This is a genomic window from Sphingobacterium sp. UBA5789 (assembly GCF_002418355.1).
GTDB lineage: Bacteria > Bacteroidota > Bacteroidia > Sphingobacteriales > Sphingobacteriaceae > Sphingobacterium.
Genome location: NZ_DIDX01000004.1, coordinates 57,998 through 84,210 on the forward strand (window position 1 = coordinate 57,998; position 26,213 = coordinate 84,210).

Sequence of the window (26,213 nt, forward strand, 5' to 3'; positions counted from 1 at the left end):
ATATAAGTTATTTAACAGCATAATATAACAGCCGCCATAAATTTGTCCGGTTTCATTTAATATTCGCCTGTAATCATGATATATTAATAATCTGTATTATATACCAATGCGAGGAGAACAGCAGAACATGTTGTATTCAGCAATCTATGGCTTAGGACCCTGTTTATAAGGTTTTGTATTCGATTTCCATTATCTCTGTTATCAATAGACAGTTTCAAATCAATCTTTATCTTAGATTTGCAGATGGTATAATCTGACTGCTTCATTATTTCTTTAAGGACAATTATATACATATGAAAGTAACATTTGAAAAGTATAATGCATTGTGGGATACAGCTTTTAAAGCGCTTGAAGCTGAACTGAAGGTTTATTTGAACGAATTTGATGTACAGATTGAACATATTGGCAGTACCTCTGTGAAAGGTTTGTCTGCAAAACCAATCATTGATATTCTGATCGGGTTAAAGAATCCTGAAAACCTGGATAATATTCCTGCGCTGCTGATGGCTAAGGATTACATCTATTATGAAAATTATAATACGGATATGCCGTATAGAAGATTCTTTGTAAAACTGAATCAATCTCCCGGTAAGCTGGGATTGCCTGTGCATATTACCACTTTAGCCAATGTGTCTGAGGAGCTACACAATCACAAATGGCGTCTTGCCCATATTCATATATTACCTTTAGCTTCCGAACACTGGAATCGTCATATCGCATTCAGGGAGTATTTGCGTAATCATGCAGTTGTCAGGGAAGAATATCAAGTGCTTAAAGAAAAGCTGAGTACACAAGAATGGATAGACGGGAATGATTATAATGCGGCTAAAGACTCTTTCATAAAACAGGAAGAGCAGAAAGCTGTACAATGGTACAATGCACCCCAAGGTCAAAAAAGGTGAGTAAAATAACGAAAATATCAGTTCGCCTGATACACAATAAAGCGAACTGATTTCAGATGAAGAATCTAATGATAATCTTTAGTTAAGTTATGCTTTTTATCTGCTTATAAATAGTTTATGCTTGCCCTCTGGATTTCAGTTCTTGCTTTATGTCTTTGACGGTCTTAAAATTCATCATAAGTGTCGGCGACAGTGCAATAGGAATAACGATCAATGCACTGAATCCTTTCGTTAGTGAAATGTAAGTGGCCAAAATCAAAAGCAGAAGCAGCATTCCTGCAAGAATACCTGTTACTGTACTTGTAAGTTTTTGTTTTTTAAGCAATTCTTCATCGCTCATTTCTTTTAGATTTTCTGTTTTCATAGATTGATATAGGGTAATTGTATTAGTTCACTCTCAAATATACATAAGTTTAGGCGGTTCTGTAGAACAGATGCATATTTACTGCTGGTTTGAGAATGTTTTTCGGATTTTGCATGTCAAATTCAGTACCTCACACTGGAGTAATAAAAAGCAGTATTACAGAAATAGAATATACCATCATATTATTTTTCGGAACAGTAACAGCTTTAGTATTTATTGATTAGTTTTGTGTTTCAATTGAATATTTTTATAACATTTCCGTGGCATTAGTATTTAACGATGGACGTCCGGTAGTGAGATTGCGAGCATTTCGTGCTATTGATGATCCACAGACCTGTGAACGTTTTATAGAAGGGCATGCTCATGTCCTGACCGCTATAGGTGTAAAGAAGGTTACATCTTCTAAAAACGACTGGATGTACAATCCTGCTGCTTTCGTTTTGATTGTCGAATCATTAGATGGAGAGAGGGTGTATGGCGGTGTCCGCATTCATGTAGCGGGTGGTAGCGAACCGCTTCCGATAGAGCAGGCAACAGGAGCAATGGATGCAAGTGTATATGGTCTTGTGCATCAATATGCAAAACAGGGAACAGGAGAAGGCTGTGGTTTGTGGAATTCCCGGGAAATTGCAGGATATGGAATTGGAAGTATCTTCCTGACAAGAGCAGGTGCGGCGATCAGTACGCAGGTTGGGATCAAATCCTTATTTGCGCTTTGTGCTCCATATACGGTGAAACTTGCCGAAAGTGTGGGATATCGTATAGATACAACGGTGGGTAACAACGGAACTTTTTATTATCCGAAGCTGGATCTTCTGGCAACAGTGATGATTATGAGAAATCTGGATACACTGACAGAGGCGGATCAGGAAAATAAAGATGCTATTTTATCGCTTCGCGGGAATTCGAATATTGTTCGTGTGGAGACTCTCCGCAATAAGGAGATTGAAATCCACTATCAGATTGATATTCCAAATCTGGATCAGTGGGATCTGCAACAGGTAATTAACAACCTGAAGTATGCCCCAAATGACTATAAACTGGATGATCGAAATTTAAATATATTATAAATGGATAATAAACACTATGGTGCCGGTTATTTGATGGATACGGGCGATTTTCTTAAACAGTTAAAAATTCATTCATATACGCCTTTTGCAAATCTTCCGCAGGGTGTGATTTTAGATTTGGGCTGTGGCACCGGTATGGACGCTATCAACATAGCGGATATGGTAGGAGAGAAGGGCAAGGTTATTGGTATTGACCATGATCAGGCTATGATCGGACATGCCAGAACTACCGTAGGTGAAAGAAAAAACATTGATTTTGTTCAGGGTGGGGTAGATAAGCTTGATTTTGAAGATAATAGTGTTGCAGGAATACGTATGGAGCGTGTTGTTCAGCATTTAACAGAACCGGAAGCCACATTTAAGGAAGTATACCGTGTTTTGAAAGCTGACCATCCTTTTGTTGTTGTAGAAACCATATGGGACAGTCTTAATTTTTACACAGCGCATATCGCAACAGAACAGAAGATCCGTAATTATCTGACCGGACAAAAAGTAAATAACGGATGGGCAGGAAATAAACTGACAGCGGATCTGAATGCAAACGGTTTCAGAAATATCCAGCTGGATACTTTTTGCATGGTTGTCCGTACAAAGGAAGAAGCCAACCGCTACGTATTTCTGGATCTTATACTGGCTGAAATGGTAGACAAAACTGTATTGACAAAAGAAGAATCGGAAGATTTTATAAATAGCTTATTAGCTGCCGATAATAACGGTTATTTTACGGTTTCCATGAACCTTGTTATAACTAAAGCTGTAAAATAAAGCAACTGAGATGAGGCTGTGGATTATCCTGTTATCTTTCTTTGTATTTGCCGGCAATTTTCAATCTTATGCTGAGGTCATCATTAATGATGCTACCCATAGGCTAACTGTTGGAAAGAGTCTCGAACGCTATATGGGCAAAGATGGGGTCTCCTTTGCGGAGATCCGGGCTTCTAAAGATTTTACAGCATTAAACAGCGAGGTGCCTAATCTGGGTATTTCTTCATCTGATATCTGGTTGCGGCTTCCGGTTACAAATCAAGGTCATGCAGCAGATCTTCTACTTGAAATCGCTTATCCTTTACTGGATGAGGTCGAGTTGTTCGTACCTTCTGATTCAGGTGAATATCATTCTATCAAACTGGGGGAGCATCTTATATTTTCAAAACGACAATATAAGATACCGAATTATGTATTTGATATTCATCTTCCGGAAAACAGTTCGAAGGTCTTTTACCTGCGGATCAATAGTACAGAGCAGATTATCTTACCTGTACACATCAGTAATGAGCTTGGCTTTGTAGCACAGGTAAACAGAGATAACCTGGTAAGTGGTATTTATATCGGTATTGTCTTTATTATGGCGATATATAACCTGTTTCTTTTCTTTTCCGTTCGGGAAAGAGATTATCTCTACTATGTACTCTATGTCGTTTCTGCCGGAATCACGCAAATGGGTATAAAAGGGTACAGCTTTCAATATTTATGGCCAGACTGGCCGTCTTTTGCAACAAAAGGACCTATTATTTTCGGATGTCTGTCCGGGCTGAGTGCGTTACTGTTTGCCTATACTTTTCTTCAGTTGAAGAAGAATGCTCCGCATGCAAGGCGCTTTTTCTGTGTATTTATTATCCTTTTCACGATAAGCTTGTTTATGGTGATCTTCGGATGGGAGCAACAGGCATTTCTCTGTATGCAACTCGTTACAGGGGTAGCATCTTTGTACGTGCTTTATATTTCTTATCGCGTCATGATCAATGGTTTCCGTCCGGCAAGATATTTTGTGTTTGGATGGACGATTCTCCTTTTGGGATCAGTCGTTTTTCTTTTAAAAGACTATGGTTTACTTGAATATGATAATTTTACAAGTAATGCTGTACAATTAGCTTCCGTCATAGAGATGGCTCTCCTTTCATTTGGTTTGGCTTACAGTATTAATATCCTGAAAGAAGAAAAGGAAGTATCTCAGGCAAGGGAATTGGCTATTTCTTTGGAGAACGAGCGCCTGATCCGGGAACAGAATATAGTGTTGGAACAGAAAGTAGAAGAACGTACACTGGAATTGACCGAATCCAACGAATCTTTGCAGACAACATTGACCCATCTGAAAGAGACACAGTCACAACTGGTAGAAGCTGAAAAAATGGCTTCCTTAGGGCAGCTTACGGCTGGGGTCGCTCATGAGATCAATAATCCGATCAATTTTGTAACTTCTAACGTGGCACCGCTGAAGCGCGACATCCGGATGATCTGGGAGATGGTAGAGGAAGTTGAACGTCTGGCGTTGTCAGATGAGCTGAGCAATAGTGAAAAACAGGCAAGGATCAAAGCCTATAAACAGGAATTAGATGTAGATTATCTGAAAACAGAAGTTGATTTTCTACTGAAAGGTATGCATGATGGTGCGCACCGTACAGCTGAGATTGTAAAAAGCCTGCGTATATTCTCACGTGTAGATGAAGATACACTCAAATTTGCCGATATAAACGAAGGTTTGGAATCTACGATGGTGATTCTCAATAGTCTGGTAAGAGAAGGTGTTGAAGTCGAAAATAACTACGGTGATTTGCCAAAAATTGAATGTCATGCCGGTAAGCTCAATCAGGTATTTCTAAATATTCTGACAAATGCGATTTATGCAATTAACAAGAAATTTGATAATAAGGCAGGAGGGAAGTTAAAGATTGAGACCGGTATATATGACGACGAATCCTTTATTTACATAAAAATAGCTGATAATGGCATAGGTATTCCAGAAGAAATCCGGGAAAAAATCTTCGAACCATTCTTTACAACTAAAGATGTGGGTGAAGGTACCGGATTGGGAATGTCAATAGCCTACAATACAATTGCTAAACATCACGGTAAGATCCTTGTCGAATCCGAAGTCGGAGAGGGAACAATCTTTACTTTGATTCTTCCGATCCAACAGAATATTTGATTAAAAAGTAAACCTAAATGTCCGATAAATTATCATTAACTTCGCTCATAGGGTTGTTGATGAAATACCATAATAGATAATTATGCAAAGAGAGCTCGTAATATTATATATTGATGATGAGGTGAACAATCTGATTGGCTTTAAAGCTAATTTCAGATATAATTATACTGTTCTCACAGCATCAAATACGACAGAAGCACGGGAGATACTTCTTGCCAATCCTGATATACGTATTATCTTTTGTGATCAGCGTATGCCGGAAGAACTGGGTGTGGACTTCTTACACAGTATAAAGAAAGATTTTCCTAAGCCTATTCGTATTTTATTGACTGCCTACGCTGATATGAATACAGTGATAGATGCGGTGAATAAGGGACATATTTTCAGGTTTGTGCGTAAACCGTGGGTAGAGGAAGATATTATCTCTGCAGTGGAAGAGGCGGATAAGTTTTATATCGCCAATTCGATGCTGGAGATCAAGAATGAAGAACTGCAGAAGGCTTATGACGAACTGGATAAGTTTGCTTACAGCGTGAGCCATGACCTCCGTGATCCGCTGACAGGGGTATTATCAGCGGTGAGACTTGCTTCAGAGTTTGACAGTATCGAGCGTATTCACGAGCTGTTGGGACTGATGGATGATTCCCTGATTAGTCTGGATGCCTATATTGACAGCTTACGTGACTATTATCTGCTAAGAAGAGGAGAGCTGTTTTTATCGGATATAGATTTTAAGGAATTATTCGGAAATATAGCCCAATTCTATAAAATGTATACCCAGAATAAAGAAGTTGCGTTTAAAATCACCGTAGAGCAAGCCCATGTATTCAAAAGTGACAAAGCTATTCTGGAACTGATTCTGCACAATCTGTTATCAAATGCTTTCAAGTATCAGCGCAAGGAAGTAGAGAATAAGGTGGTGAATTTATCTGTTGACGTAACAGAAACAGAGGCAACCATTACCGTTGTGGATAACGGGATCGGAATCTCTTCCGAACATATCAACGATATATTCAAATTATTTTTCAGAGGTAGTGATCAGGCAAAAGGAATGGGATTTGGTCTCTATAATGTACAGAATGCCCTGCTGAAATTAAAGGGTATAATTGATGTACAGTCAGAACTTGGCACCGGAACGACATTTAAGGTTATCATTCCGAGCAAGTAATGTGTCTTCGTATGACTTGTCAGGAAAGCAATTTTTGACGCAGAAGAAATTCCAGTTGTTCGTTGGAAGTTTCCAGCTGTGAATTTGTCTCTATTATTTTCTCCCTTTCATTATAAGCTTCAAAAGCACGTATTATTGTTTGATCCAGCTCTTCTTCACTCCAGGGTTTATTCAGATAATGAAATATTTTTCCTTTATTGACTGCGTCTATGACTGCTGCCATATCGGTATAGCCCGTCAGCAGGATTCGCATAGGATGCGGATCAAGTTTGATAATCTCTTCTAAAAATTCAACTCCTGTCATTTCGGGCATACGCTGATCGGTAATAATAACATTGACAGGATTTTTTTTAACAATTTCTATGGCAGCTGCACCGCTTATAGCCGTATAGACGTCATATTTGAGACGAAAAGTCGCCTTAAAGGAAAGCAAATTATTCTCCTCATCATCCACGTATAATACCGCAATCTTCTTGTTTTCCATTATTTTTCGCTTTTTAGACTGATAAATCACTCAATTCGCCAAATTAAAAAAAACTATTTCAATAATCAAAGAGAAGCTGATGAATATGAAGGAATCTTTACAAACGTTTATTCTATCTTATTCATTCAAATGCGGACTTTTGAGCTTGACTGTGGGAGATATTACTTACAGTTCGGTGTCGCTGTTAACACATCCAGTGACATATCCATCGCTTTTTTAGCCCATTTTTTCATGCCTTCCAGATCAGATTCTTTAAGTGCTTTATTGCCAAAAGTAACTGCATTAAGCGCATAATTTTTTGCATTGGCACAGTTACAGGATGGTATAATCGCATATGCCGATGCCTCTGCCGCTTTGGCGACTCCGTCTTTTAACAAAGGTTTGGCATTTTCAATGGAAGTAGACTGATAGGCTTTTTTGAAGGTCATAAAAGCCAGCTCTGCATACGTGGAAGCCATTTCACAACCCGTAAACCGTGTTTTATTTTCAGCGGTGGCAGATGTGAAAAGTAAAACGCAGATAAGTGTAAGAGAGATTAGTATGTTTTTCATAATTAATATTGCAGGTATGCTTGTTATGTAAAGATATGGAAAAGAACAGATAATATTCTTGATGTCATTAGCTGATTTAGATTAATTTTTCAGACTCCTCTTGATCAACCCTATGACTTTTTTGCCCCAATAAAAAAAATGCCCGAAGTACTATAACTCCGGGCATTTTATTCGGCATATCCTGGCTCTTATTTTTCTATATCTTTCAGGCTATTCATTTTCTTATATTCCAGGAAGCCTTTGATATCTTCAAAATGCTCCCGAACACGCTTATTGCCAAATTCAAAAACTTTTTTTGCCAATCCATCCAGGAAGTCACGATCATGCGATACAAGTATCAATGTACCATCGAAATCCTGTAAAGCATCCTTAATAATATCTTTTGTCTTCATATCAAGATGGTTGGTCGGCTCATCGAGTATCAATACATTCACCGGTTCCAGTAATAATTTGATCATGGCCAGACGTGTTTTCTCACCACCAGAGAGGACTTTCACTTTTTTAGTAGTATCGTCACCGCTAAACATAAATGCACCCAGCAGATCCTTTATTTTGACACGAACATCACCGATAGCAATCTGGTCAATAGTTTCAAAAACGGTCAGCTCCTCATCCAGCAAGGCTGCCTGATTCTGTGCAAAATAGCCTATTTTGGCATTGTGGCCAACTTTCAATGTTCCTTCAAAGTCTATTTCACCCATGATAGCTTTTATCATGGTAGATTTACCCTCACCGTTTTTACCGACGAAGGCTACTTTTTCACCCCTTTCGATTACCATCGATGCTTTCTCGAATACGGTATGATCTCCATACACTTTTGTGAGCTCTTCCACAATGACCGGATACTGACCTGATCGGGGTGATGGCGGGAATTTCAGCCGTAAAGCAGATGTATCCACTTCATCAATTTCAATGATTTCTAATTTCTCCAGCATTTTGACCCGGGACTGTACCTGTAGCGTCTTGGAATAAGTACCTCTGAAGCGATCAATAAATTCCTGATTATCGGCAATAAAACGTTGTTGCTCTTCGTATGCTTTCAACTGATGCAGACGGCGGTCCTTACGTAATTCCAGATAATGGCTGTATTTAGCCTTGTAATCGTATATTTTGCCCATAGTGACTTCTATGGTACGGTTGGTTATATTATCAACGAATGCACGGTCATGGGAGATCACAATAACAGCTTTGGCCGAATTAACCAAAAAGTCCTCCAGCCACTGTATACTTTCAATATCCATGTGGTTAGTCGGCTCATCCAACAGGATCAGGTCCGGCTTTTTCAGAAGAATTTTGGCCAGCTCTATACGCATACGCCATCCTCCGGAGAACTCTGAAGTCTGACGGGTGAAATCTGTACGCTCAAATCCAAGTCCTTTCAGCACTTTTTCAACTTCAGCATCGTAGTTGGTTTCTTCGATCGAATAGAACTTTTCGCTTAATTCAGAGACCCGTTCGATCAGTTTCATATAATCGTCCGTTTCATAATCTGTCCGGATATTCAATTGTTCGTTGAGTGTTTCCAGTTCATCCCGCATGCTGTAGACTTCTTCAAAGGCTTTTGATGTCTCTTCGAATACGGTCATATTATCCTGCGTCAGCAAGTGTTGAGGGAGGTAGGCAATTACGGCATCTTTGGGGCCGCTCACATTACCTGTAGTAGGTTTTCCTACACCAGCTATTATTTTTAATAAGGTGGATTTACCTGCTCCGTTTTTTCCCATAAGGGCGATCTTATCATTTTCATTGATAGAAAAGGATACATCGCTGAAAAGTGTTGTTCCTCCAAAAGATACGGAGATATTATTTACATTGATCACTATATGCTCGTATTAAAATCAGCCGCAAAGATAAGAGAATAAGATGAGTTTGCTGCGTTAAAGCCAGTAGTTTCAGACATAATATCGAGAATTGTGCGGCACATTTGCTTTTTACAGTTCCTGATCTGCAGAATGACTTAATTGTCTTCTCTGATCAGGAAAGAGGGAATCTGACTTACCTGATATTGAATTTCTATTTTTTGACCCCGATAGACCTCCGGCACATTAAATTTTCGCAATAGATTCAGACTGCAGTCATTTAATCTCAAATGCTGATCTTCATAAACCTGAATAGTTGTATCGAGATAGAATTGGAGGTTGGGGTTTTCAGGAATTTGCACTGTTGTATTCGTAAATTGCCAAGCAGGGGAGGACGACATATGAAGAACCTGATCAATATACTTTCTGTCAAATGACATCAGAGAAGAAATCGTTTCTGTGGCTTTTGAAAAATTTTCCTTGACCACCAGATCTACACAAATCTGTTGCGGAATACATATGCAGTCAGAAGGTAGCTGAGATAGGAGATTAAGCATAATACTTACCTGTGGTTCACGATATAGACCATTGTGCATGGTCTCACTGATTAAAATATCTACCTGTTTGTCTTCAGCTTTCCAGGTACTGGCATCACAACAGTGATAAGCACGCACATAAGATTCGAATCCAAAATGGGTAATACATTTTTGCATCTTTTCAAAGCTGATCGGGTTGATCTCCAGTAAAGTAAACTGGATTTCTTCAGGAAGAAACTGCGTCATCACTGGGATCGCCAATGTCGCAAAAGGACCAGTCCCGGCATATAAGATATGTACAGGAGTTTGACGCTCTTTCAGACAGGTGTGAATGGCCTGATATAATCCTTTTATAAAACGTTGCGTTCTCAAAACTTCTTTGCTGCATAATGCAGCCCATAATGGTCCTATGGCATTTCCGGATTCTGTTCCATAATGTTCCCTTAAGGACTCATTATCGCCATTGATCTCAACACTATCAAATAACTGTTGAGATAATCCTGTAATGGCAGGAACAAGGTTGTCGTGGAAATCTAACGGAATAAGAATATCATCTGTACAGGCTTTGAGAATGTGTCTGAGTTCACTCTTGCTTTTCATAAAAAATAGGTGTTTTTGCTAGGTATAGAGCTAAATATGTTGCCAATCTACAAAAAGTAAGCGACATCTCTTATCGGAAATGTCGCTGTATAATTATTTTAATAGGTTTTAAAGCGTATTCTTGGTTTCAATATCCACTATTTCACGACCTTTTTCCTTTAAGTAATACTGTAATAAATCCACATACAGGTTTACACCATTATCCGAATTTGTGAAAATCAATATGCCTTGTTTTATTTCCGGAAGCATAAATACAATTGTCCGTACCCCTTTGTCTGACCCGCCATGCGATAGCGCGTAGGTGCTATCTTTAAAATCGTAAATTTCAAATCCAAGACCAAAGTGTTTTCCTCTTGTAGTCGATACCTGTCTGGAAATCATTTCATCAAATACTTTTTTCGTTAGTCCTTCACCATTCATAACACTGATCATAAATTTACCATAATCTTCTATAGTTGTCATTAAATCATCTGCTGCATTGGGCGTAGTATTCTTTACTACCGGATAACTTTCACCCTTTTCGTTATAGCCTGGAGCTAACCTTGTACTGTCTAAACTTTTGTTCCAGATATATTGTGTATCCGACATTTTTACCGGTTTAAATACAAGTCCATCTGCTAATTGTTGCAATGATTTTCTGAACTTTTTTTCCAAAGCTTTTCGCAGATATTCAAAACCTTCACCTGAATACTGATATTTTGTTCCCGGATCGAATTGGAATCCGAGTTTCTCATTTTCGTTCTCCCAACGCCAATTCGGGAAACCAGTCTGATGGCTCAGTACGTGTCGTGTAGTAAGTTTTTTGTTTCTGGGATCATGGGCAATATCAGGATCTGTCCAGTAGGTATAGAGTGGCTCATCCAGATCCCATTTACCCTGACTCACTAATTTTAATGCTACGATGGCAGTTACCGGCTTTGTCAGGGAAGCAACATTGAAAATTGTGTTTTTCGGTGCAACGACCCCTTCTTTGAGATCACCGTATACTGTTGCCTGTTGAAGTACTCCATTTTCAATTATACCCAGACCCAGGACTGGAACTTTATTATCTTTTATCCACTTTTCAACTAATTTTTTATTGTTAAAAACGGAGGAGTCTGTTTGGGCATAGGAAGCCGTGTTTTTAACCAATATGATGAGTAAAACCAATACTATTCTGGCATATTGCCACATATACGTTGCTGTATTGCTGTTTTTTAAATCTTTCATAATCTTCAGTAAACAGATTAAATATAAGGTGAATTTTCGAACAACAGCATATTTATATTTCCTGATGGTAAGCAGTTTTTTTTCTGCAGAATTGAAGCGTAGATGGAGTGAACGGTTAAATGTCTTTAAAATAATGTATATTGTAAGTATAAAGAAGTATATTGTAAGTATAAAGAAAATTCTGATTATGAATATTAAAGTTGCCGGTTTGGTTTTGCTTGTTTCGCTGACGATCATTAATTGTCAGGCTGAGGGAGATAAAAGGAAAGTAGAAGCTCCGGTTGCAAAACAGATGCCGGAGGATAGAAGGCCTACAGTTGATTCTGTAAAGTTGCAGGAAAAGGCTGAGGAAGCGCTGACCTTTTGTAAGCAGAAGAAATTCAGTACGGACTTTTGTATTCTTATTGATATGAAACTCCATTCCGGTATTAACAGGTTCTTTATCTGGGATTTTAAGAATAAGAGAATCCTGGAAGAATATCTGGTCGGACACGGTTGCGGACTTCATAACTGGTCTTCCGATGAATCCAAAGATAAGGCAGAGTTTAGCAACAAGGACGGAAGCCATCTTTCTTCCCTTGGTAAGTATAAAATCGGGGCAAGAGGGTACAGCAATTGGGGAATAAATATAAAATATATCTTGCACGGTCTTGAAAAAACCAATGATAATGCATTAAAGAGAATAATTGTATTTCATTCGTGGGAAAAAATGAGTGATGAAGAGACCTTTCCGCAGGGGAGTCCAGAAGGTTGGGGCTGCCCTACGGTCTCGAACAAGGCTATGAAAATTATTGATGCCAGATTGAGAGGTGCAAAGAAACCGGTCCTGATGTGGATTTATAACTAATAAGGCTAATTATCTCTCCTGGAATAAGCTTTCCTCAACCGGTTAAAAGGTTGCTCTTCAGCCAACTTACGAAGTTGCCAAACCTGTCTTGAATATTAATTCATACTCCCTTAATGATGTCTTAATTCGTGCAATGTAGTGTTGGAACGACAAATATTGAAATATTATTACATTACGCTTGAAACAATATCATTAATTGTATATATTTATAATGATGATTAATATTCCTTTAAGGAACTTATATTGTAAATTCTTTAATTATATAATTATCAATATTTTAAACTAACTAATAACGGGTTATATACCTTACTTTATTCACACACTAGCTATAATCATTATTTAGTTATTTTATTTAGTTTTTTTTAACACGCTAACTAACAATGTTTTGTTGTTTTTGCCGCAATTGCTTAAGCAGATTTTTGCAGTAAATGCATTATAAACTTTTGTAAGATGTAGAATATGTCAATCAATAGTTTGACATAGATACGCATAACTATTAAAACAATTAACTCCATTTATAAAAAGATTTCAATGAAGTTTTTTCTGAAAACAGAACATAACGATGAAAGAACTGTATTCATCACGGGCAATTTCAATAACTGGAATCCCAGGGACAAGCGCTTTAGTCTTCAGGAGACTGAGGAAGGATACTGTATAGATATTAATGACGAAAACTTGCCATCCGAAATAGAATATAAATTTACCAAAGGCGGCTGGGAAAATGTAGAAATCGATAGTGATGCACAATTCACACCTAACAGGAAAGTGAATAAGGAGGCAAAGGTCGTTGAAGATATTGTGGAAGACTGGCGTCTCAACTGGGCTCCGTTTAAAGAAGAATATTTTCCCAAAATAGAGCTGATCTCCGAAAACTTTTACATTCCTCAACTGAATAAAACCCGTAAAGTATGGGCTCTGCTTCCTTATGACTATGAAACAACAGAAAAAAGTTATCCTGTTCTTTATCTGCAGGATGCTCAAAATCTGTTTAATGAAGAAAGTCCGTTCGGTAACTGGGAGATCGATAGAAAACTTTCACTACTTGCCGAATACGGAATTGGTGATATCATCATTATTGCAGTAGAACACGGTAGTGAATTTCGTATACAGGAATATGTATTTGAAGATGATAATAAGTATGCCGTGAAAGCGGAGGGTAAGAAATATATCCGATTTATAACAGATACACTGAAGTCTTATGTTGATCAACATTTCCGGACGCTGCCAGACCGGGAACATACCGGAATAGGAGGTAGCTCTTTGGGCGCACTTATCAGTATTTATGGTGGTTTTCTATATCCGGAAGTCTATTCGAAGCTGATGTTGTTTTCACCATCATTGTGGCTGAATCCCAATAATAACTTTCCGATGCTCAGCTTCCATCAACCTTATTATACCAAAGTATATGTCTATGGTGGCGAACTGGAAGGATCTGATATGGTCAAGCGCATTAAGCTGTTTAAAACTGCTATGAGCCGATGGGAAGAGAGTAAATCAATAGAATTTGATGTGAAAACCAGTATACATCCGGAAGGAAAACATGAAGAGTTTTACTGGTCTCAGGAATTTCCACAGGCATTGGAATGGCTGTTTTTTGATAAACTGGAAAATCCGATAGAGAGAAAGAAAAGATATACTAAAGAAAAGGAAAATGTCTGAGATGATTCAACATATCTATATCTATTCCGAAGCTTCATGGATAGCACACAAGTCTGCCTATCCCGATGCTATGGATAAGTTCTTTTCGGGCAGGAAAAGTGAAAGTTTCGTGATAGCTTCAGAAAAGGAGGTGACTTTTTTTCTGGGAATCGGCAATTCTTCCTGCTCTGAAAGTGTACTGGTAGACATCGGTCATAAATTCTCCTGCGACAACAGAGAAAAACTATTGCCCGCTTCTACCTATCTGCATCATGACGTACTGGATATAACAGGTCTGGAGAACATATTGCTCGGGTTCTATCTGGGAACTTATCAATATCCTTTTGAAGCGCAGCATCCGATATGGGATGATAAGTTTCAGTGGGAGGGATTGGATGATCAAAAGGCCGGCCTGGCTAAAATAAAAGCCATCTGTGAGGGGCAGTTTATCTGTATGGACTGGTTAAACAAGCCGGCTAACTTTAAACGAACAACTGTGCTGAATGCTTTTTTGAAGGAGAAATCGCAGGAATATAATTTACAGTATACCTCATTTGACAGACAGGATAGTGAAATTCATGGTCTTGGTGCTTTTCTGGCTGTTAATCAGGGAAGCGGTCAGGAAGCATCTTTTACTATTTTGGAATACAGGTGTGGCACAGAGGAAGCTCCTGTCTTAGGGTTGGTCGGAAAGTGTGTCTTATTTGATACGGGAGGAATCTCTATCAAACCTTCTGCAAATCTTCATTATATGAAAAGTGATATGGGAGGTGCTACGGCTGTACTTGGAGTTCTCATTGCTGCGGCTAAGATGAAATTTCCGGTTGATATTATAGCCATACTACCAATAACGGATAATGCGGTCTCCAATCATTCTTACCTGCCAAGTGATGTAGTGACTGCTTATAACGGAAAGACTATAGAGATCCTGGATACAGATGCCGAAGGGCGCCTGACACTTGCTGACGGACTGAGTTATCTGTCAAAAAATTATAATACGGATTATCTGATCGATCTGGCAACACTTACGGGTAGTGCGGTAAGAATGTTTGGCAGTACATGCGGAGCTCTTTTTTCAAACGATCAAACATTACAGGATCAACTGCTCAGGTCCGGACAGAAAACCGGTCAGCGTCTTTGGAATTTACCCTTGTGGGAAGATTGGGAAGAGGAGATTCAATCAGATGTAGCTGATCTTAAAAATATATCCCTTAAACCTGTTGGCGACTGTATTGTAGCCGCCACCTTTCTGAAACATTTTATTAATGAGCATCCCAGATGGGCACATCTGGATATAGCAGCAATGTGCTTCGGAAATGTGGGCTATGCTAAAGAGAAAGCGGCCACAGGATATGGTGTGCGTCTATTACTGGATTTTATGGAAAACTTATAAACCTGATAGTTATGAGAACATTTGTATGCCTTTCCAGCTATTATAAGGGCTATGACTTTATGGATGAATGCAAAAAGCTGGGCAATAAAGTCATCCTGATTACTTCTGAAAGCCTGAAAGACAAAAACTGGCCCTGGCATGCTATTGATGAAGTCTATTACATGCCGGAAACTGAACCTTCCGTCTGGAATTCTGATCACATGATCAAAGGATTCGCTTATCTTATGAAATTCCATGAAATTGATACCGTCATTGCTTTAGATGATTTCGATGTAGAAAAAGCGGCCTTAATCCGGGAAACCTTCCGAATACAGGGGATGGGGCAAACGACTTACCGATATTTCCGGGATAAGCTGGCAATGCGGCAGATGGCAAAAGATGGTGACATTCATATTCCTCCCTTTGTTCCGGTTTTTAATGATGCTGTTATTGCCAAATTCATAGAAGAAAACCCCGCACCCTGGGTGTTGAAGCCCCGCTCGGAAGCCTCAGCCAGCGGAATAAAAAAAATTCACAGTGCAGCCGGATTGTGGCAGGCTATGGAGCAACTTAATGACGACCGGATTCACTTTCTGCTGGAAGTGTTTAAACCGGGAGATGTTTTTCATGTTGATTGTCTCATCTATGACAAAGAAATCAGATTTATTTCCTGCTCTCAGTATTTGTCTCCGCCCATGGCTGTGTCTCATGAAGGAGGAGTTTTCAGAACCAAGACACTTGCAGAAGATTCAGAAGACTTCAAAGCGCTCGAAAAGATAAATCAACAGGTCTTATCAAAATTTGGTATTGTACACGGGACAACACATTCGGAGTTTATAAAAGGAAACGAAGACGGGAAATTTTATTTTCTCGAAACCTCCTGCAGGGTGGGCGGTGCACATATCGCAGATATGGTAGAAGCTGCAACCCATGTTAATCTTTGGAGAGAATGGGTGAAGATTGAAACTGCAGTATTGAATAAATCCAGTTATGAGCTTAGCTATAAAAGAGATTGTTTTGCAGGGCTTATTATAGCTTTGGCAAAAGATAGATATCCTGATATTACGGACTTCCGTACAGCTGAACTCGTTAAATCGCTGGATCTGGAATATCATATCAGCCTTTTGTACCGGTCCGATTCTGCAGATAAAATTAACGAAGTTCTGGATAATGCTGCCGAAAGAATCTATACCCATCATCTGAGTATTCTGCCACCGCAGGCTAAGCCAATTTCCTAATTTAAAAAATCAAAACATGCCAAAAGTAGAATATACAGACTACTATTCCCATATGCTGGGAAGAACTATTAATATACAGGTAACGGGACATTACGGCTACCCCATTATTATGTTTCCTACTTCTCAGGGTAGTTTTGTTCAGAATGCTGATTTTAATCTCAATGCATCCGTGAATTATTTTACTAAAAATGGTAAAGTAAAACTCTTTAATCTGGAAACACTGGATGAGGAAAATTTCTACAACACGCATATTCCTCCACATGAGCGGATAGCCCGTTATGAAAATTATATGCTGTTTCTTTTCCTGGAGTATATTCCTTTTATTCAGAAGACCCACAATGTACATCGTGTAGCTGTTGCCGGATGTAGCTTCGGAGCCTATCATGCTACCAATTTTGCCTTTCGGTTTCCTGATGTAGTATCACATCTGATTGCTATGTCTGGTGCATTTTCCATCCGCAATTTTATGGATGGATTCAGCAGTGACACCGTTTATTTTAATTGCCCTGAAGAATTTATGCAGAACGATGCTTCCTGGAAGTTTGGTCATATGCACATTGTGCTCAGTACCTCTGATCAGGATGTATGTCTGGATAAGAATCTGAGAATGTCAGATATCTTACGATCCAAAGGAATTGATCACTGGTATGATGAAGCCAAATGGATTGATCATGACTGGCCCTTATGGAGGATGGTCTTTCCCAGATTTATAGCCGCTTATTTTTCATAAAAAGGAAAGAAAACACATACAATTAACCTAAAAATATAATATTATGGCAAAGAAAGTTGGAATACTCTTCGGAATGGAAGATACATTTCCGTGGGCATTTATTGATAAAGTAAATGAATTGGGAAAAGGTAAAATAATCGCTGAGCCTGTAAAAATAGACATTTTGGAACAGGGTGCAGATTATGGATATGCTGTTATTATTGACCGTATATCACAGGATGTGCCATTTTACAGAGCCTATCTCAAAAATGCGGCTCTCAATGGCACTTATGTCATCAATAATCCTTTCTGGTGGAGTGCTGATGAAAAGTTCTTCAACAATGCATTAATGAGTAAGTTGGGTATTCCGTTACCCAAGACTGTCTTGCTCCCTTCGCATCAAAGACCTGCAAACACTTCTGAAACATCATTCAGAAACCTCAGCTTTCCACACGATTGGCAGTATATCTTTGATTATGTAGGTTTCCCGGCCTATATGAAACCCCATGACGGAGGCGGTTGGAGAAATGTGTACCGTGTTGAAAATCCTGAAGACTTATGGAAAAAACTTGAAGAGACCAATCAATTGGTGATGATGGTACAGGAGGAGATCATCTTCGAGGACTATTACCGTGTATATTGCTTAGGTAAAAAATATGTTCATATTATGCCTTATGAACCGCGGAATCCTCACCATTTGCGATATGCTGCCCAGTCTCAATATTCCGGAAAACAGCTGAAGGATCTGCTAAAAACTATTCAGGACTATACCATTAAGATGAACCAGGCTTTAGGCTATGATTTCAATACGGTGGAATTTGCAGTACGGGATGGTATACCCTATGCTATTGATTTTTGTAACCCCGCACCTGATGCGGACAAAAACTCGGTGGGTGAGGAAAATTTTGCCTGGATAGTAGAGCATGCAGCTAAACTTGCCATAGAGAAGGCAAAGGAATATACTCCCGGTAACCCGAATATCTCGTGGGGAACATTTGTCAAGGATTCAATCCGATAAGAATACAGGGATTTTTCTCAGAAGGTAAAACCAAAAAATTAACCAAAATGCACAAGTTTACAATAGGTATAGAAGAGGAATATCAGATAATCGATGCGGAGAGCAGAGATCTGGTATCACATGTTTCCAAGATTATTGAAAGCGGAAAGGCTATTTTAAGTGAAAATCTGAAACATGAAATGCACGAATCCATGGTGGAAATGGAAACCGGTATTTGTGAGAATATTCAACATGCACGTGAAGAACTGACAGGACTCCGGCGACAGCTGGTAAAAATAGCCCACGATCAGGGACTCCGGGTTTCAGGAGGTGGGACACACCCGTTTTCCCATTGGAAAGACAACATCATTACCAAAGCGGAACGTTATAACAAAATTGTGAACGATATGGGCGATGTGGCACGATCCAACCTGATATTTGGTCTTCATGTACATATCGGAATTCCTGATCGGGAAGAAGGAATACGAATACAGAATGTGATGCGTTATTTTCTGCCACATGTCTATGCGCTTTCTACCAATTCGCCTTTTTGGGTAGGACGTCTTACTGGTTTTAAATCCTACCGTCAGGAAGTTTTTGCCAAATTTCCCCGAACAGGTATTCCCAGTTACTTTGGCAGTGTGGCTGAATTTGATGCTTATGTCAATCTGATGATCAAAACCGGTACAATAGATAACGCCAAAAAGATATGGTGGGATCTTCGGGTACATCCGTTTTATCCGACCATAGAGTTCAGAATCTGTGATATGCCTTTCACTATTGACGAAACAATATGTCTGGCTGCGATCATGCAATCCTTAGTCGCAAAGATATATAAAATGCACCAGCAGAATATTAGTTTCCGTTCCTATCGCAGATTATTGCTCAGCGAAAATAAATGGAGAGCATCTAAAGACGGAATACATGCTGATCTGATAGATTTTGGTAAAGAAGCAAGTGTCCCTTATGCGATTTTATTAGATGAATTACTGGATTTTATAGATGATGTTGTAGATGGATTAGGTTGCCGTAAGGAAGTTGAATATGCCCGTCAGATTGTCAAAATGGGAACAGGAGCAGACCGGCAGCTATCGGTTTTTCAGGATACGGGAGACATAAAGAAGGTTGTCGATTACATGATCTGCGAAACCGAGAAATCAGTGCTTTGATATTTCCATTAATGAATTAACAGCTTTTTATATCGTTCTACAATAGAAAATTTATATATGATAAATCATGAGGTGAAGATCGCTTTACTCGATATGAACAACAATTACCCCAATCAGGGAATGCGTAATATTAAAGATATATCAGAAGCTTTTAAGGCAGATGCAGATTATGCAGTCTGCATAGAGCTTTTTGATGTCCGTTCCAGATATGAAATGCCGGATATTCAGGATTTTGATATTTTTATCTCCTCCGGTGGTCCCGGAAATCCTCATAAAGAAGGGTATGCCTGGGAAGAAAGCTTTTTGCGTTTTCTGAATGCAATATGGAAACATAATAAAGAAAATGAAGCTAAAAAATACCTGTTTCTAATCTGTCATTCCTTCCAGCTGGCCTGTATTTACTGGGATCTGGCAGAAGTCATACCAAGAAAATCATACTCTTTCGGAGTTATGCCTATTCACAAAACAGAAGATGCGGAACAGGATTTTATGTTGAAGAATCTTCCGGAACCTTTTTATGCTGTAGATTCCAGAGCCTATAAGATTGTCCGTCCTAAGTCTGATCACCTTGATAAATATGGAATGAAGATTACGGCATTGGAAAAGATACGGCCGCATATTGATCTGGAAAGAGCTGTAATGGCTATCCGGTTTTCTGACGAAATATTCGGAACACAGTTTCATCCGGAAGCAGATCCGACAGGATTCATGGAAGCATTAAAGATTGAAAAATACAGAAACAGTATTATCGAAGATCATGGACTGGAGAAATATCAGGAAACTGTTGATCGCATTAATGATCAGGATAAAGTAGTATTAACAAGAAGAGAAATTTTGCCCAGATTTTTAGCATTTGCAGCCAAACAGGTGCTCAAATCTATTTCTCTGGTATAAAAACATAACCGTATGATAGCTCATTTCAGAAAACAATTTAATGAAGCTTTCTCATCAGAGAAGTATCAGCAATTAATAGATATCTGCCAGCAGTATTCGGATACTGATATTGGTTTTAGACTTTCTGAAAGTCCGGTTTTCATTGATAAAGCCTTTCAGGAGAAACTATTTGGTGCTGCTGAATCTATTATTCAGCAGATAGATGCCTTTTCTGCAGAGGAGCTTAGTAAAGCCATACCATCTGGTTCCATTGTGCCGGGAGATGATACACACTGTCATTTTCTGTCTGTTGATTTCGGAATATGCAAAAATAAATCGGGAGAGCTGGAGCCTCAGCTTATTGAACTTCAGGCTTTCCCTTCGCTATTTGGTTTTCAGCGTCAGTACGAAGAGAATCTTCGTACTGTATATCCTTTTCTGGATAATTTCAAAAGGCGTATTCCATTAGATGCATACATAGAAAAGTTGAAAAAGATCGTTGTAGGAGACGAAAATCCCGAAAATGTTATTCTGCTGGAAATATATCCGGAGCAGCAGAAAACAGCCATAGATTTTAAAGTTACGGAAAGTTTTCTGGGTATTAAGACCGTTTGTCTCACTAAACTGATCAAAGAGGGACGTCGACTTTTCTATGAAAACAATGGTGAAAAAATAAGAGTAAACCGTATTTACAATAGGGTGATCTTTGATGAAATAGATCATATTCCGGATCTGAAAACAGATTTTCATTTTACTGATGATGTAGATGTGACATGGGTAACGCACCCGAACTGGTTCTTTAAGGTTTCTAAATTCATTCTGCCTAAGCTAAATCATGCATATGTACCCAAAAGCTATTTTTTGAAGGAGAGCCCTCAAAATCTGGACTATAGCCAGTATGTGTTAAAACCACTTTTTTCTTTTGCCGGGAGCGGTGTAAATATACATCCGACTCAGGAAGATGTTGACAAAATTGAGGATAAAGAGAATTATATCCTGCAACAAAAGGTAAACTATGCTCCGATATTTGAGGATATAAACGGAGAATTCTCTAAAGCTGAAATCAGACTGCTCTTCGGAAAAGCAGAGGGAAGTAGCGAATTAGAGATTTTAGTAAATATTGTAAGGATGACTAAAGCTGAAATGGTAAATGTGAACTTTAATAAAAAGGATGCGATCTGGATAGGGAGTACAATGGCATTTATGGAAAATGATCTTAAATAATGAATAACCTTATTTGGGTATGATATTTGATAAATTTCGAAACAAACAATTAACATTTAATTTAAAATATGAAAAATAAGTTTTTCTTTCTGCTTTCTGTTATTTTTGTCTTAGCTCTGTCTGTGAGCTGTTCAAAAAGTGATAATAAACCTGATAATGATAATCAGGATGTATTTCTGCGCTGCAAATTCAATGGTAAATTGAAAGAGTTTGCTTTTCATGTGAATGCAAATGATCCGCCATCCGAAAAACTGATTCATTTTGTCGTGGTGGCTGGTAGGGAAAATGATGATATAGCTCGATCACCCGGATTTGGATTTAGTCTGGTACTTCCGGAAGGAGCTCAGGAAAAAACATATGAAGTTGCCGGAGGTTTAGTTCCTGAACTGGATGCGAATTATTTTGTACAAAACTATAACGGCAATACGAACACCGGAACTTCTACCTGGAGTGGGGGACGTACAGAGGGTACTTCGTTTAAACTCACGATTACAAGCTTAAGTGACTGGGGTGTAAAAGGTAAATTCAGTGGCGTGCTGAAAGGAGATGACAACAGTCTGATCACTGTTACTGATGGAGAGTTTTCTGCACCTTATAATTATGGTGGTTAAAACTAGATCCGAAAATCCAATAAAAATTATATATCTTAATGACTTGAAAATAGTCTGATCATATGAGAAATTTTGTATATATCTTCATCTTTTTTCTTGTCTTTTTTGCAGTAAGTTATCTGCTGTCCTATTTCTGGGATGATAGTGTCGATCTAAAATGGATACTTATCAGCAGTTGCTTGTCTTCAGCTTTAACGCTTGTCTTTTTGCTGGTAGAGAGGAAAAAAGGATATTCCGGTGATCATGATTGATTATTATCTTTTATAGTTGTTAACTATATTTAATACAGTGATTTGTATAAAAAAAGCGTGGCTTTAAGCCTCGCTTTTTTTTATATACTGATTTTTATTTTTGGAGGACTTTCAAATGAAGTGTCACTCTTCTCAGATAAGATGGTGTTTTATAATCCTGACTCATGGTGAGGGTCGAATCTGATACTTGGTATGCGAAAGAAGATTTTTCCTCTCCTATATTCATGTGTATCGAATCTCCCGATAAAGTGTAAGATCCGTTCCCATCGACTGAATTGAATTTACCATCCACAAGAAAGTGTATAGTGTCCTTTTCAGACCTTGAATAATCAGTTCTGCCCCTGAGACTGTCATTTCTACTGTGGTCAGGATTCAGATACGTAATTTCTTCCGAAACGATCTTCCATTTTTTTTGTATACCGGGTTTCTGGTGTACAATGTGGCTATTACTATGCGGGAGAAAAGATAAGTGGAAAAGAAGTAAAAAATACGGCGTTAAAGTCATTTCTGTTTTTCCATAGGAATTAACAAAAACTGTTCCGTTTACCGGATTGCTTTTTCTCATCACATCTTTATAAATGAGCAACTGTGCTATTTCCTTCTGAAGTCTTTTGTAAGGTGTAAGAAGTAGTGTAAATAAAAAAGCGGGACATTAATCCCGCTGATTATTTTACATAAATAAACCTCGCATCTTCTGATTTATTATTTTGAAGAATCTAGAATCGTTTTAATCTCTAATAACTTTATCCATAATGGACATTTTTCTAGCTCTACTCCCCAATCCTCAATGTATTCAAAACATACATTGATAAAACCTTTAACGTCACGTATATGAACGTTATTCGGCAACATTATTTCATACGGTATTTTATGCGATTCGAAATATGTTTTTAGCTCTCTGATTTCCAAACTTTGAAAGCCCATAATTGCTTAACATCTAGAAACTTACTTTGTTTGTGCCAGTTAGATTTATTTCTGCCCGGCAGGTGTAAAGCTTAGTCGCCTGATATCATAACGGGGATTTGTATTATTTATTTCATGTCTAATCTGTTACATGTTTACATCATAGTAAATTGTGGTCGAAAAATCGGACGGTTTTAACCATAGAATCGTTTTGATTTTGTTATCACCCACCCAAAATCCCAGACTGTAATCTGCATTTAATGGAATTACAAAAGGTTTTGTGTTAGCATTGGGATTTTCTGATTTTATAGAAGGGCTCTTTACTTCCAGAGAGGGAAGTTTTTCTTTATCAATTGTTTGGACGATTGTGCTCCTTAGATTCGTCAGATTATTAATAATCTTTTCTTTTTTAGCAGGATCAATGCCTTGAGTAAAGTAGTGGTCTAAAAATGTATCAGGAATAGTTTCTGTTTCATAAATATCCTTTAAAAATGATTTTATAAGTTTTTCATTATTTTCCTGAGCAAAAGAACATGTGTACCCCAGTATCAGGATTAAGAAGAGGAGGAGTGATTTAGTCATATTATAAATTTTTATGGCGTCTCTTCAATAGATCAAGTCTGGATTGTACATTAACTTGCCCATTATAGTACACAGCATTGTTTTTAAAATATTAGGAATCGAATCGTTGTTTTACTTTGTTGTAATATAATAAAAAAGCTTGGTTATATCTGTTTATTTAAACTTTTTATGAAAACAAAATACCGTCATAGTGATGTTACTCAGGACCATATCTAAAACATTAAAATTGCAAAAATCAAACTTATTTTATATTATTTTCCTACTATTGTAGTACATAAACAAATTTTGATATTTCCTATGTTGTTTAATGTCCCGTATTTTTTCATGCGGTTCTGTAATTTAAATGGACAAATATAAAGTTTTGACTGATAGTGATCTTGTTTCTTTGCTCAAGCAAAGGGATCGGGAGGCGTTTGCCGAAATTTACGATCGATACAGCATGATGATCTATTATAAGGTCAACCAAATGCTTCGTGATGAGAATGCTGCTAAAGATCTCGTACAGGATCTATTTACCTCAATCTGGGAGAAGTCAGATCTCATCAGAGATAATGTCGGTATTTCTTCCTACTTATATGTCGCCTCGCGCAACAGAGTACTGAACTATATCCAAAGGGGAAAAACAAAGAGCGATTATTTGGCTGAAATCGGGAAGTATAGCCTGCAAGTAAGCGATGAAACACTTGAAATGTTAGATGAAAAGGATCTCATGCTTTTGATCACAGATGAAATCGCAAAACTACCAACGAAGATGCGGGAGGTGTTTGAATTAAGCAGATTGGAAGATCTGTCACACCGCGAAATTGCAGAAAGACTCAATGTGAGCGAATCCACAGTGAAAAAACAAGTACAGAATGCGCTTAAAATTCTAAAAGTCAGACTCTCCGATTATCATTCTCTGGGGGTCTTGCTGTTGGTCTTTATGCGAGGTAGCTAAGCCTCTAATATTTTCCATATCCTTATTATTAACAAACTTTTATTTTTTTTTAATTCTTCTACTCCCAAAGCTTTTCTTAACTGTATAATATTAGTAAACGGTTATAAATCTTCATTTCGACTATGGAAAAGGAACTTGGAGCACAACTTGTGAAAAAATATCTTTCGGGCACAGCAACACATAAAGAAAGACGTGTTGTCGAAGAATGGTATGCTTTCAGCCGTATGGGAGAATCTGCAATTGATTCCCCGGAAGATTTTATACGGATAAAGTCGGAGATGTGGAATGCAATTAACCAACAACCACAGCGTCCTGTAAAAATGTTGCCAAAGCGACGTTGGATTGCTTATGCAGCCGCTATCTTAATCATTATTGGGAGTATTGGAATTTATAAAATATATGAAAAACAACAGGTGTACACGGTAGACGAATACGCTGGTCCGGAAATTAAGGCAGGGGAGTCCGGAGCAACTCTGACGATGTCGGACGGTTCGGTGATAGATCTATCTAACGCTAAAGTGGGGCAACTCTTGACTAAACAAGGGATAACAATTTCTAAGAATGCGGAGGGAGTGGTTGTTTACAGCCCGAATACTGTAATAAAAAATGAAGACGAAGCCATCAACAATATCATTACAACAAGAAATGGTGAAACCTACCAGATTGTTTTGCCGGATGGTTCCAAAGTCTGGCTTAATGCGGGATCCAGTCTGACCTTTGGTTCTGATCTTGGGAATGGTAAAAAACGTATTGTTAAGCTAGTAGGTGAGGGCTATTTTGAGATTAGTAAGAACCATAGTCCGTTTATTGTTGCGACAGCATCGCAACAGGTGCGCGTTCTCGGAACCCATTTTAACGTCAATGCATATTCAGAATCGAAAGGACTTGTCCGGACTACACTTGTGGAGGGTCGGGTCAATGTGGTAACAGCCAAAGGTGAGCAGACGATCAGACCCGGTGAACAGGCCGTTAACCGGCTCGGTAATATTGACGTTCACGAGCAAGATACCGAAGATATACTTGCCTGGAAAAATGGATATTTTAAAATCGATGGGGAACTTTCCGAAGTCATGTTATCCCTGGGACATTGGTACAATATGGAAGTACAATTTACGGAAAATACGACCAAAGAACTGAAGTTATGGGGATTCATCTCCAGGTCAAATGACCTGATCACAACGTTACGACAAATTGAGAGAACAAATAAGGTGAAATTTAAAATTAAAGAAAGGACAATTATAGTGACCAATTAA

26 protein-coding genes are annotated in these 26,213 nt (G+C 38.4%); 17 read left to right on the top strand and 9 right to left on the bottom strand.

The features are described from left to right. Nucleotides 1-293: 293 nt before the first annotated feature. On the top strand, nt 294-902 hold the full coding sequence (locus B4B65_RS09630; protein ID WP_293915425.1) for a GrpB family protein: 609 nt from the start codon (nt 294-296) through the stop codon (nt 900-902). 115 nt (nt 903-1,017) lie between these two features. Here B4B65_RS09630 and B4B65_RS09635 read toward each other — a convergent pair whose 3' ends face one another. Continuing rightward, nucleotides 1,018-1,266 carry a redox-active disulfide protein 2 gene (locus tag B4B65_RS09635; protein WP_201678852.1) on the bottom strand — a complete coding sequence of 83 codons (249 nt, stop codon included), beginning with the start codon at nt 1,264-1,266 and terminating at the stop codon, nt 1,018-1,020. A gap of 260 nt (nt 1,267-1,526) precedes the next feature. Here B4B65_RS09635 and B4B65_RS09640 point away from each other — a divergent pair, with 260 nt between their 5' ends. The 4 genes from B4B65_RS09640 (at nt 1,527) to B4B65_RS09655 (ending at nt 6,430) form a co-directional block, all read left to right on the top strand. Next, nucleotides 1,527-2,336: a hypothetical protein gene (locus tag B4B65_RS09640; protein ID WP_293915427.1), complete on the top strand. Its 810-nt coding sequence runs from the start codon at nt 1,527-1,529 to the stop codon at nt 2,334-2,336. Then, nucleotides 2,337-3,101 carry a methyltransferase domain-containing protein gene (locus tag B4B65_RS09645; RefSeq protein ID WP_293915429.1) on the top strand — a complete coding sequence of 255 codons (765 nt, stop codon included), beginning with the start codon at nt 2,337-2,339 and terminating at the stop codon, nt 3,099-3,101. Nucleotides 3,102-3,111: 10 nt separating this feature from the next. Further along, nucleotides 3,112-5,262 carry a sensor histidine kinase gene (locus B4B65_RS09650; protein WP_293915431.1) on the top strand — a complete coding sequence of 717 codons (2,151 nt, stop codon included), beginning with the start codon at nt 3,112-3,114 and terminating at the stop codon, nt 5,260-5,262. Between the two features lie 82 nt (nt 5,263-5,344). Next, a complete protein-coding gene (locus B4B65_RS09655) occupies nt 5,345-6,430 on the top strand; it encodes a sensor histidine kinase (protein WP_293915433.1) in 1,086 nt (361 codons plus the stop codon). 19 nt (nt 6,431-6,449) lie between these two features. On the opposite strand, the gene B4B65_RS09660 is transcribed toward B4B65_RS09655, so the two are convergent. The 5 genes from B4B65_RS09660 to B4B65_RS09680 form a co-directional block, all read right to left on the bottom strand. Beyond that, entirely contained in the window at nt 6,450-6,914 is a 465-nt protein-coding gene (locus B4B65_RS09660; RefSeq protein WP_201678857.1) for a response regulator, read from the bottom strand. A gap of 161 nt (nt 6,915-7,075) precedes the next feature. Further along, nucleotides 7,076-7,465 (bottom strand): hypothetical protein, encoded by a 390-nt coding sequence (locus tag B4B65_RS09665; protein ID WP_293915435.1) that lies wholly within the window; start codon nt 7,463-7,465, stop codon nt 7,076-7,078. Nucleotides 7,466-7,653: 188 nt separating this feature from the next. After that, a complete protein-coding gene (locus B4B65_RS09670) occupies nt 7,654-9,285 on the bottom strand; it encodes an ABC-F family ATP-binding cassette domain-containing protein (protein ID WP_293915437.1) in 1,632 nt (543 codons plus the stop codon). A gap of 137 nt (nt 9,286-9,422) precedes the next feature. Next, nucleotides 9,423-10,400 carry a hypothetical protein gene (locus B4B65_RS09675; RefSeq protein WP_293915439.1) on the bottom strand — a complete coding sequence of 326 codons (978 nt, stop codon included), beginning with the start codon at nt 10,398-10,400 and terminating at the stop codon, nt 9,423-9,425. Nucleotides 10,401-10,508: 108 nt separating this feature from the next. Then, nucleotides 10,509-11,609, bottom strand: a complete 1,101-nt coding sequence (locus tag B4B65_RS09680) for a serine hydrolase domain-containing protein (RefSeq protein WP_293915441.1) — start codon at nt 11,607-11,609, stop codon at nt 10,509-10,511. Between the two features lie 187 nt (nt 11,610-11,796). On the opposite strand from B4B65_RS09680, the gene B4B65_RS09685 reads away from it, so the two are divergent. The 10 genes from B4B65_RS09685 to B4B65_RS09730 all read left to right on the top strand — a co-directional run bounded on the left by B4B65_RS09685 (nt 11,797) and on the right by B4B65_RS09730 (nt 22,287). Further along, nucleotides 11,797-12,456 carry a murein L,D-transpeptidase catalytic domain-containing protein gene (locus B4B65_RS09685; protein ID WP_293915443.1) on the top strand — a complete coding sequence of 220 codons (660 nt, stop codon included), beginning with the start codon at nt 11,797-11,799 and terminating at the stop codon, nt 12,454-12,456. A gap of 531 nt (nt 12,457-12,987) precedes the next feature. After that, nucleotides 12,988-14,115, top strand: coding sequence for an alpha/beta hydrolase-fold protein (locus B4B65_RS09690; RefSeq protein ID WP_293915445.1), 1,128 nt, complete (start codon nt 12,988-12,990; stop codon nt 14,113-14,115). Further along, the gene (locus B4B65_RS09695) at nt 14,108-15,487 is read left to right on the top strand and encodes a leucyl aminopeptidase family protein (RefSeq protein ID WP_293915447.1); all 1,380 of its coding nucleotides are present in this window, start codon (nt 14,108-14,110) and stop codon (nt 15,485-15,487) included. Before B4B65_RS09690 ends, B4B65_RS09695 begins: the two co-directional genes overlap by 8 nt. A gap of 11 nt (nt 15,488-15,498) precedes the next feature. Next, nucleotides 15,499-16,704, top strand: coding sequence for an ATP-grasp domain-containing protein (locus B4B65_RS09700; RefSeq protein ID WP_293915449.1), 1,206 nt, complete (start codon nt 15,499-15,501; stop codon nt 16,702-16,704). Nucleotides 16,705-16,720: 16 nt separating this feature from the next. Next, nucleotides 16,721-17,434, top strand: coding sequence for an alpha/beta fold hydrolase (locus B4B65_RS09705; RefSeq protein WP_293915451.1), 714 nt, complete (start codon nt 16,721-16,723; stop codon nt 17,432-17,434). 43 nt (nt 17,435-17,477) lie between these two features. Further along, nucleotides 17,478-18,431 (top strand): ATP-grasp domain-containing protein, encoded by a 954-nt coding sequence (locus tag B4B65_RS09710; protein ID WP_293915453.1) that lies wholly within the window; start codon nt 17,478-17,480, stop codon nt 18,429-18,431. Between the two features lie 47 nt (nt 18,432-18,478). Further along, nucleotides 18,479-19,579, top strand: coding sequence for a carboxylate-amine ligase (locus B4B65_RS09715; RefSeq protein WP_293915455.1), 1,101 nt, complete (start codon nt 18,479-18,481; stop codon nt 19,577-19,579). Nucleotides 19,580-19,636: 57 nt separating this feature from the next. Continuing rightward, on the top strand, nt 19,637-20,473 hold the full coding sequence (locus B4B65_RS09720) for a type 1 glutamine amidotransferase (RefSeq protein ID WP_293915457.1): 837 nt from the start codon (nt 19,637-19,639) through the stop codon (nt 20,471-20,473). A 12-nt stretch (nt 20,474-20,485) separates the two neighbouring features. Then, nucleotides 20,486-21,676, top strand: coding sequence for a hypothetical protein (locus tag B4B65_RS09725; RefSeq protein ID WP_293915459.1), 1,191 nt, complete (start codon nt 20,486-20,488; stop codon nt 21,674-21,676). Nucleotides 21,677-21,744: 68 nt separating this feature from the next. Then, a complete protein-coding gene (locus B4B65_RS09730) occupies nt 21,745-22,287 on the top strand; it encodes a hypothetical protein (RefSeq protein WP_293915461.1) in 543 nt (180 codons plus the stop codon). Between the two features lie 345 nt (nt 22,288-22,632). On the opposite strand, the gene B4B65_RS09735 is transcribed toward B4B65_RS09730, so the two are convergent. The 3 genes from B4B65_RS09735 to B4B65_RS09740 form a co-directional block, all read right to left on the bottom strand. Then, nucleotides 22,633-23,103, bottom strand: coding sequence for a hypothetical protein (locus B4B65_RS09735; protein WP_293915463.1), 471 nt, complete (start codon nt 23,101-23,103; stop codon nt 22,633-22,635). Between the two features lie 137 nt (nt 23,104-23,240). Further along, nucleotides 23,241-23,462: a DUF6965 family protein gene (locus tag B4B65_RS21690; protein WP_409590247.1), complete on the bottom strand. Its 222-nt coding sequence runs from the start codon at nt 23,460-23,462 to the stop codon at nt 23,241-23,243. A gap of 126 nt (nt 23,463-23,588) precedes the next feature. Further along, nucleotides 23,589-24,023: a hypothetical protein gene (locus B4B65_RS09740; protein WP_293915465.1), complete on the bottom strand. Its 435-nt coding sequence runs from the start codon at nt 24,021-24,023 to the stop codon at nt 23,589-23,591. A gap of 343 nt (nt 24,024-24,366) precedes the next feature. On the opposite strand from B4B65_RS09740, the gene B4B65_RS09745 reads away from it, so the two are divergent. Both B4B65_RS09745 and B4B65_RS09750 read left to right on the top strand, forming a co-directional pair. Beyond that, complete coding sequence (locus B4B65_RS09745; protein ID WP_201678872.1) at nt 24,367-24,960, top strand: RNA polymerase sigma factor; 594 nt, start codon at nt 24,367-24,369, stop codon at nt 24,958-24,960. Nucleotides 24,961-25,082: 122 nt separating this feature from the next. Beyond that, nucleotides 25,083-26,213 carry a FecR family protein gene (locus B4B65_RS09750; RefSeq protein ID WP_293915467.1) on the top strand — a complete coding sequence of 377 codons (1,131 nt, stop codon included), beginning with the start codon at nt 25,083-25,085 and terminating at the stop codon, nt 26,211-26,213.

Bases quoted from the DNA above. Each gene is read 5' to 3' on its own strand.
- B4B65_RS09635 (WP_201678852.1), bottom strand. From the start codon at position 1,266: ATGAAAACAGAAAATCTAAAAGAAATGAGCGATGAAGAATTGCTTAAA.
- B4B65_RS09660 (WP_201678857.1), bottom strand. From the start codon at position 6,914: ATGGAAAACAAGAAGATTGCGGTATTATACGTGGATGATGAGGAGAAT.
- B4B65_RS21690 (WP_409590247.1), bottom strand. From the start codon at position 23,462: ATGGGCTTTCAAAGTTTGGAAATCAGAGAGCTAAAAACATATTTCGAA.
- B4B65_RS09720 (WP_293915457.1), top strand. From the start codon at position 19,637: ATGATAAATCATGAGGTGAAGATCGCTTTACTCGATATGAACAACAAT.
- B4B65_RS09655 (WP_293915433.1), top strand. From the start codon at position 5,345: ATGCAAAGAGAGCTCGTAATATTATATATTGATGATGAGGTGAACAAT.
- B4B65_RS09685 (WP_293915443.1), top strand. From the start codon at position 11,797: ATGAATATTAAAGTTGCCGGTTTGGTTTTGCTTGTTTCGCTGACGATC.
- B4B65_RS09700 (WP_293915449.1), top strand. From the start codon at position 15,499: ATGAGAACATTTGTATGCCTTTCCAGCTATTATAAGGGCTATGACTTT.
- B4B65_RS09650 (WP_293915431.1), top strand. From the start codon at position 3,112: ATGAGGCTGTGGATTATCCTGTTATCTTTCTTTGTATTTGCCGGCAAT.
- B4B65_RS09705 (WP_293915451.1), top strand. From the start codon at position 16,721: ATGCCAAAAGTAGAATATACAGACTACTATTCCCATATGCTGGGAAGA.
- B4B65_RS09730 (WP_293915461.1), top strand. From the start codon at position 21,745: ATGAAAAATAAGTTTTTCTTTCTGCTTTCTGTTATTTTTGTCTTAGCT.
- B4B65_RS09680 (WP_293915441.1), bottom strand. From the start codon at position 11,609: ATGAAAGATTTAAAAAACAGCAATACAGCAACGTATATGTGGCAATAT.
- B4B65_RS09710 (WP_293915453.1), top strand. From the start codon at position 17,478: ATGGCAAAGAAAGTTGGAATACTCTTCGGAATGGAAGATACATTTCCG.
- B4B65_RS09630 (WP_293915425.1), top strand. From the start codon at position 294: ATGAAAGTAACATTTGAAAAGTATAATGCATTGTGGGATACAGCTTTT.
- B4B65_RS09750 (WP_293915467.1), top strand. From the start codon at position 25,083: ATGGAAAAGGAACTTGGAGCACAACTTGTGAAAAAATATCTTTCGGGC.
- B4B65_RS09690 (WP_293915445.1), top strand. From the start codon at position 12,988: ATGAAGTTTTTTCTGAAAACAGAACATAACGATGAAAGAACTGTATTC.
- B4B65_RS09745 (WP_201678872.1), top strand. From the start codon at position 24,367: ATGGACAAATATAAAGTTTTGACTGATAGTGATCTTGTTTCTTTGCTC.
- B4B65_RS09715 (WP_293915455.1), top strand. From the start codon at position 18,479: ATGCACAAGTTTACAATAGGTATAGAAGAGGAATATCAGATAATCGAT.
- B4B65_RS09675 (WP_293915439.1), bottom strand. From the start codon at position 10,400: ATGAAAAGCAAGAGTGAACTCAGACACATTCTCAAAGCCTGTACAGAT.
- B4B65_RS09665 (WP_293915435.1), bottom strand. From the start codon at position 7,465: ATGAAAAACATACTAATCTCTCTTACACTTATCTGCGTTTTACTTTTC.
- B4B65_RS09725 (WP_293915459.1), top strand. From the start codon at position 20,486: ATGATAGCTCATTTCAGAAAACAATTTAATGAAGCTTTCTCATCAGAG.
- B4B65_RS09695 (WP_293915447.1), top strand. From the start codon at position 14,108: ATGTCTGAGATGATTCAACATATCTATATCTATTCCGAAGCTTCATGG.
- B4B65_RS09740 (WP_293915465.1), bottom strand. From the start codon at position 24,023: ATGACTAAATCACTCCTCCTCTTCTTAATCCTGATACTGGGGTACACA.
- B4B65_RS09645 (WP_293915429.1), top strand. From the start codon at position 2,337: ATGGATAATAAACACTATGGTGCCGGTTATTTGATGGATACGGGCGAT.
- B4B65_RS09735 (WP_293915463.1), bottom strand. From the start codon at position 23,103: ATGAGAAAAAGCAATCCGGTAAACGGAACAGTTTTTGTTAATTCCTAT.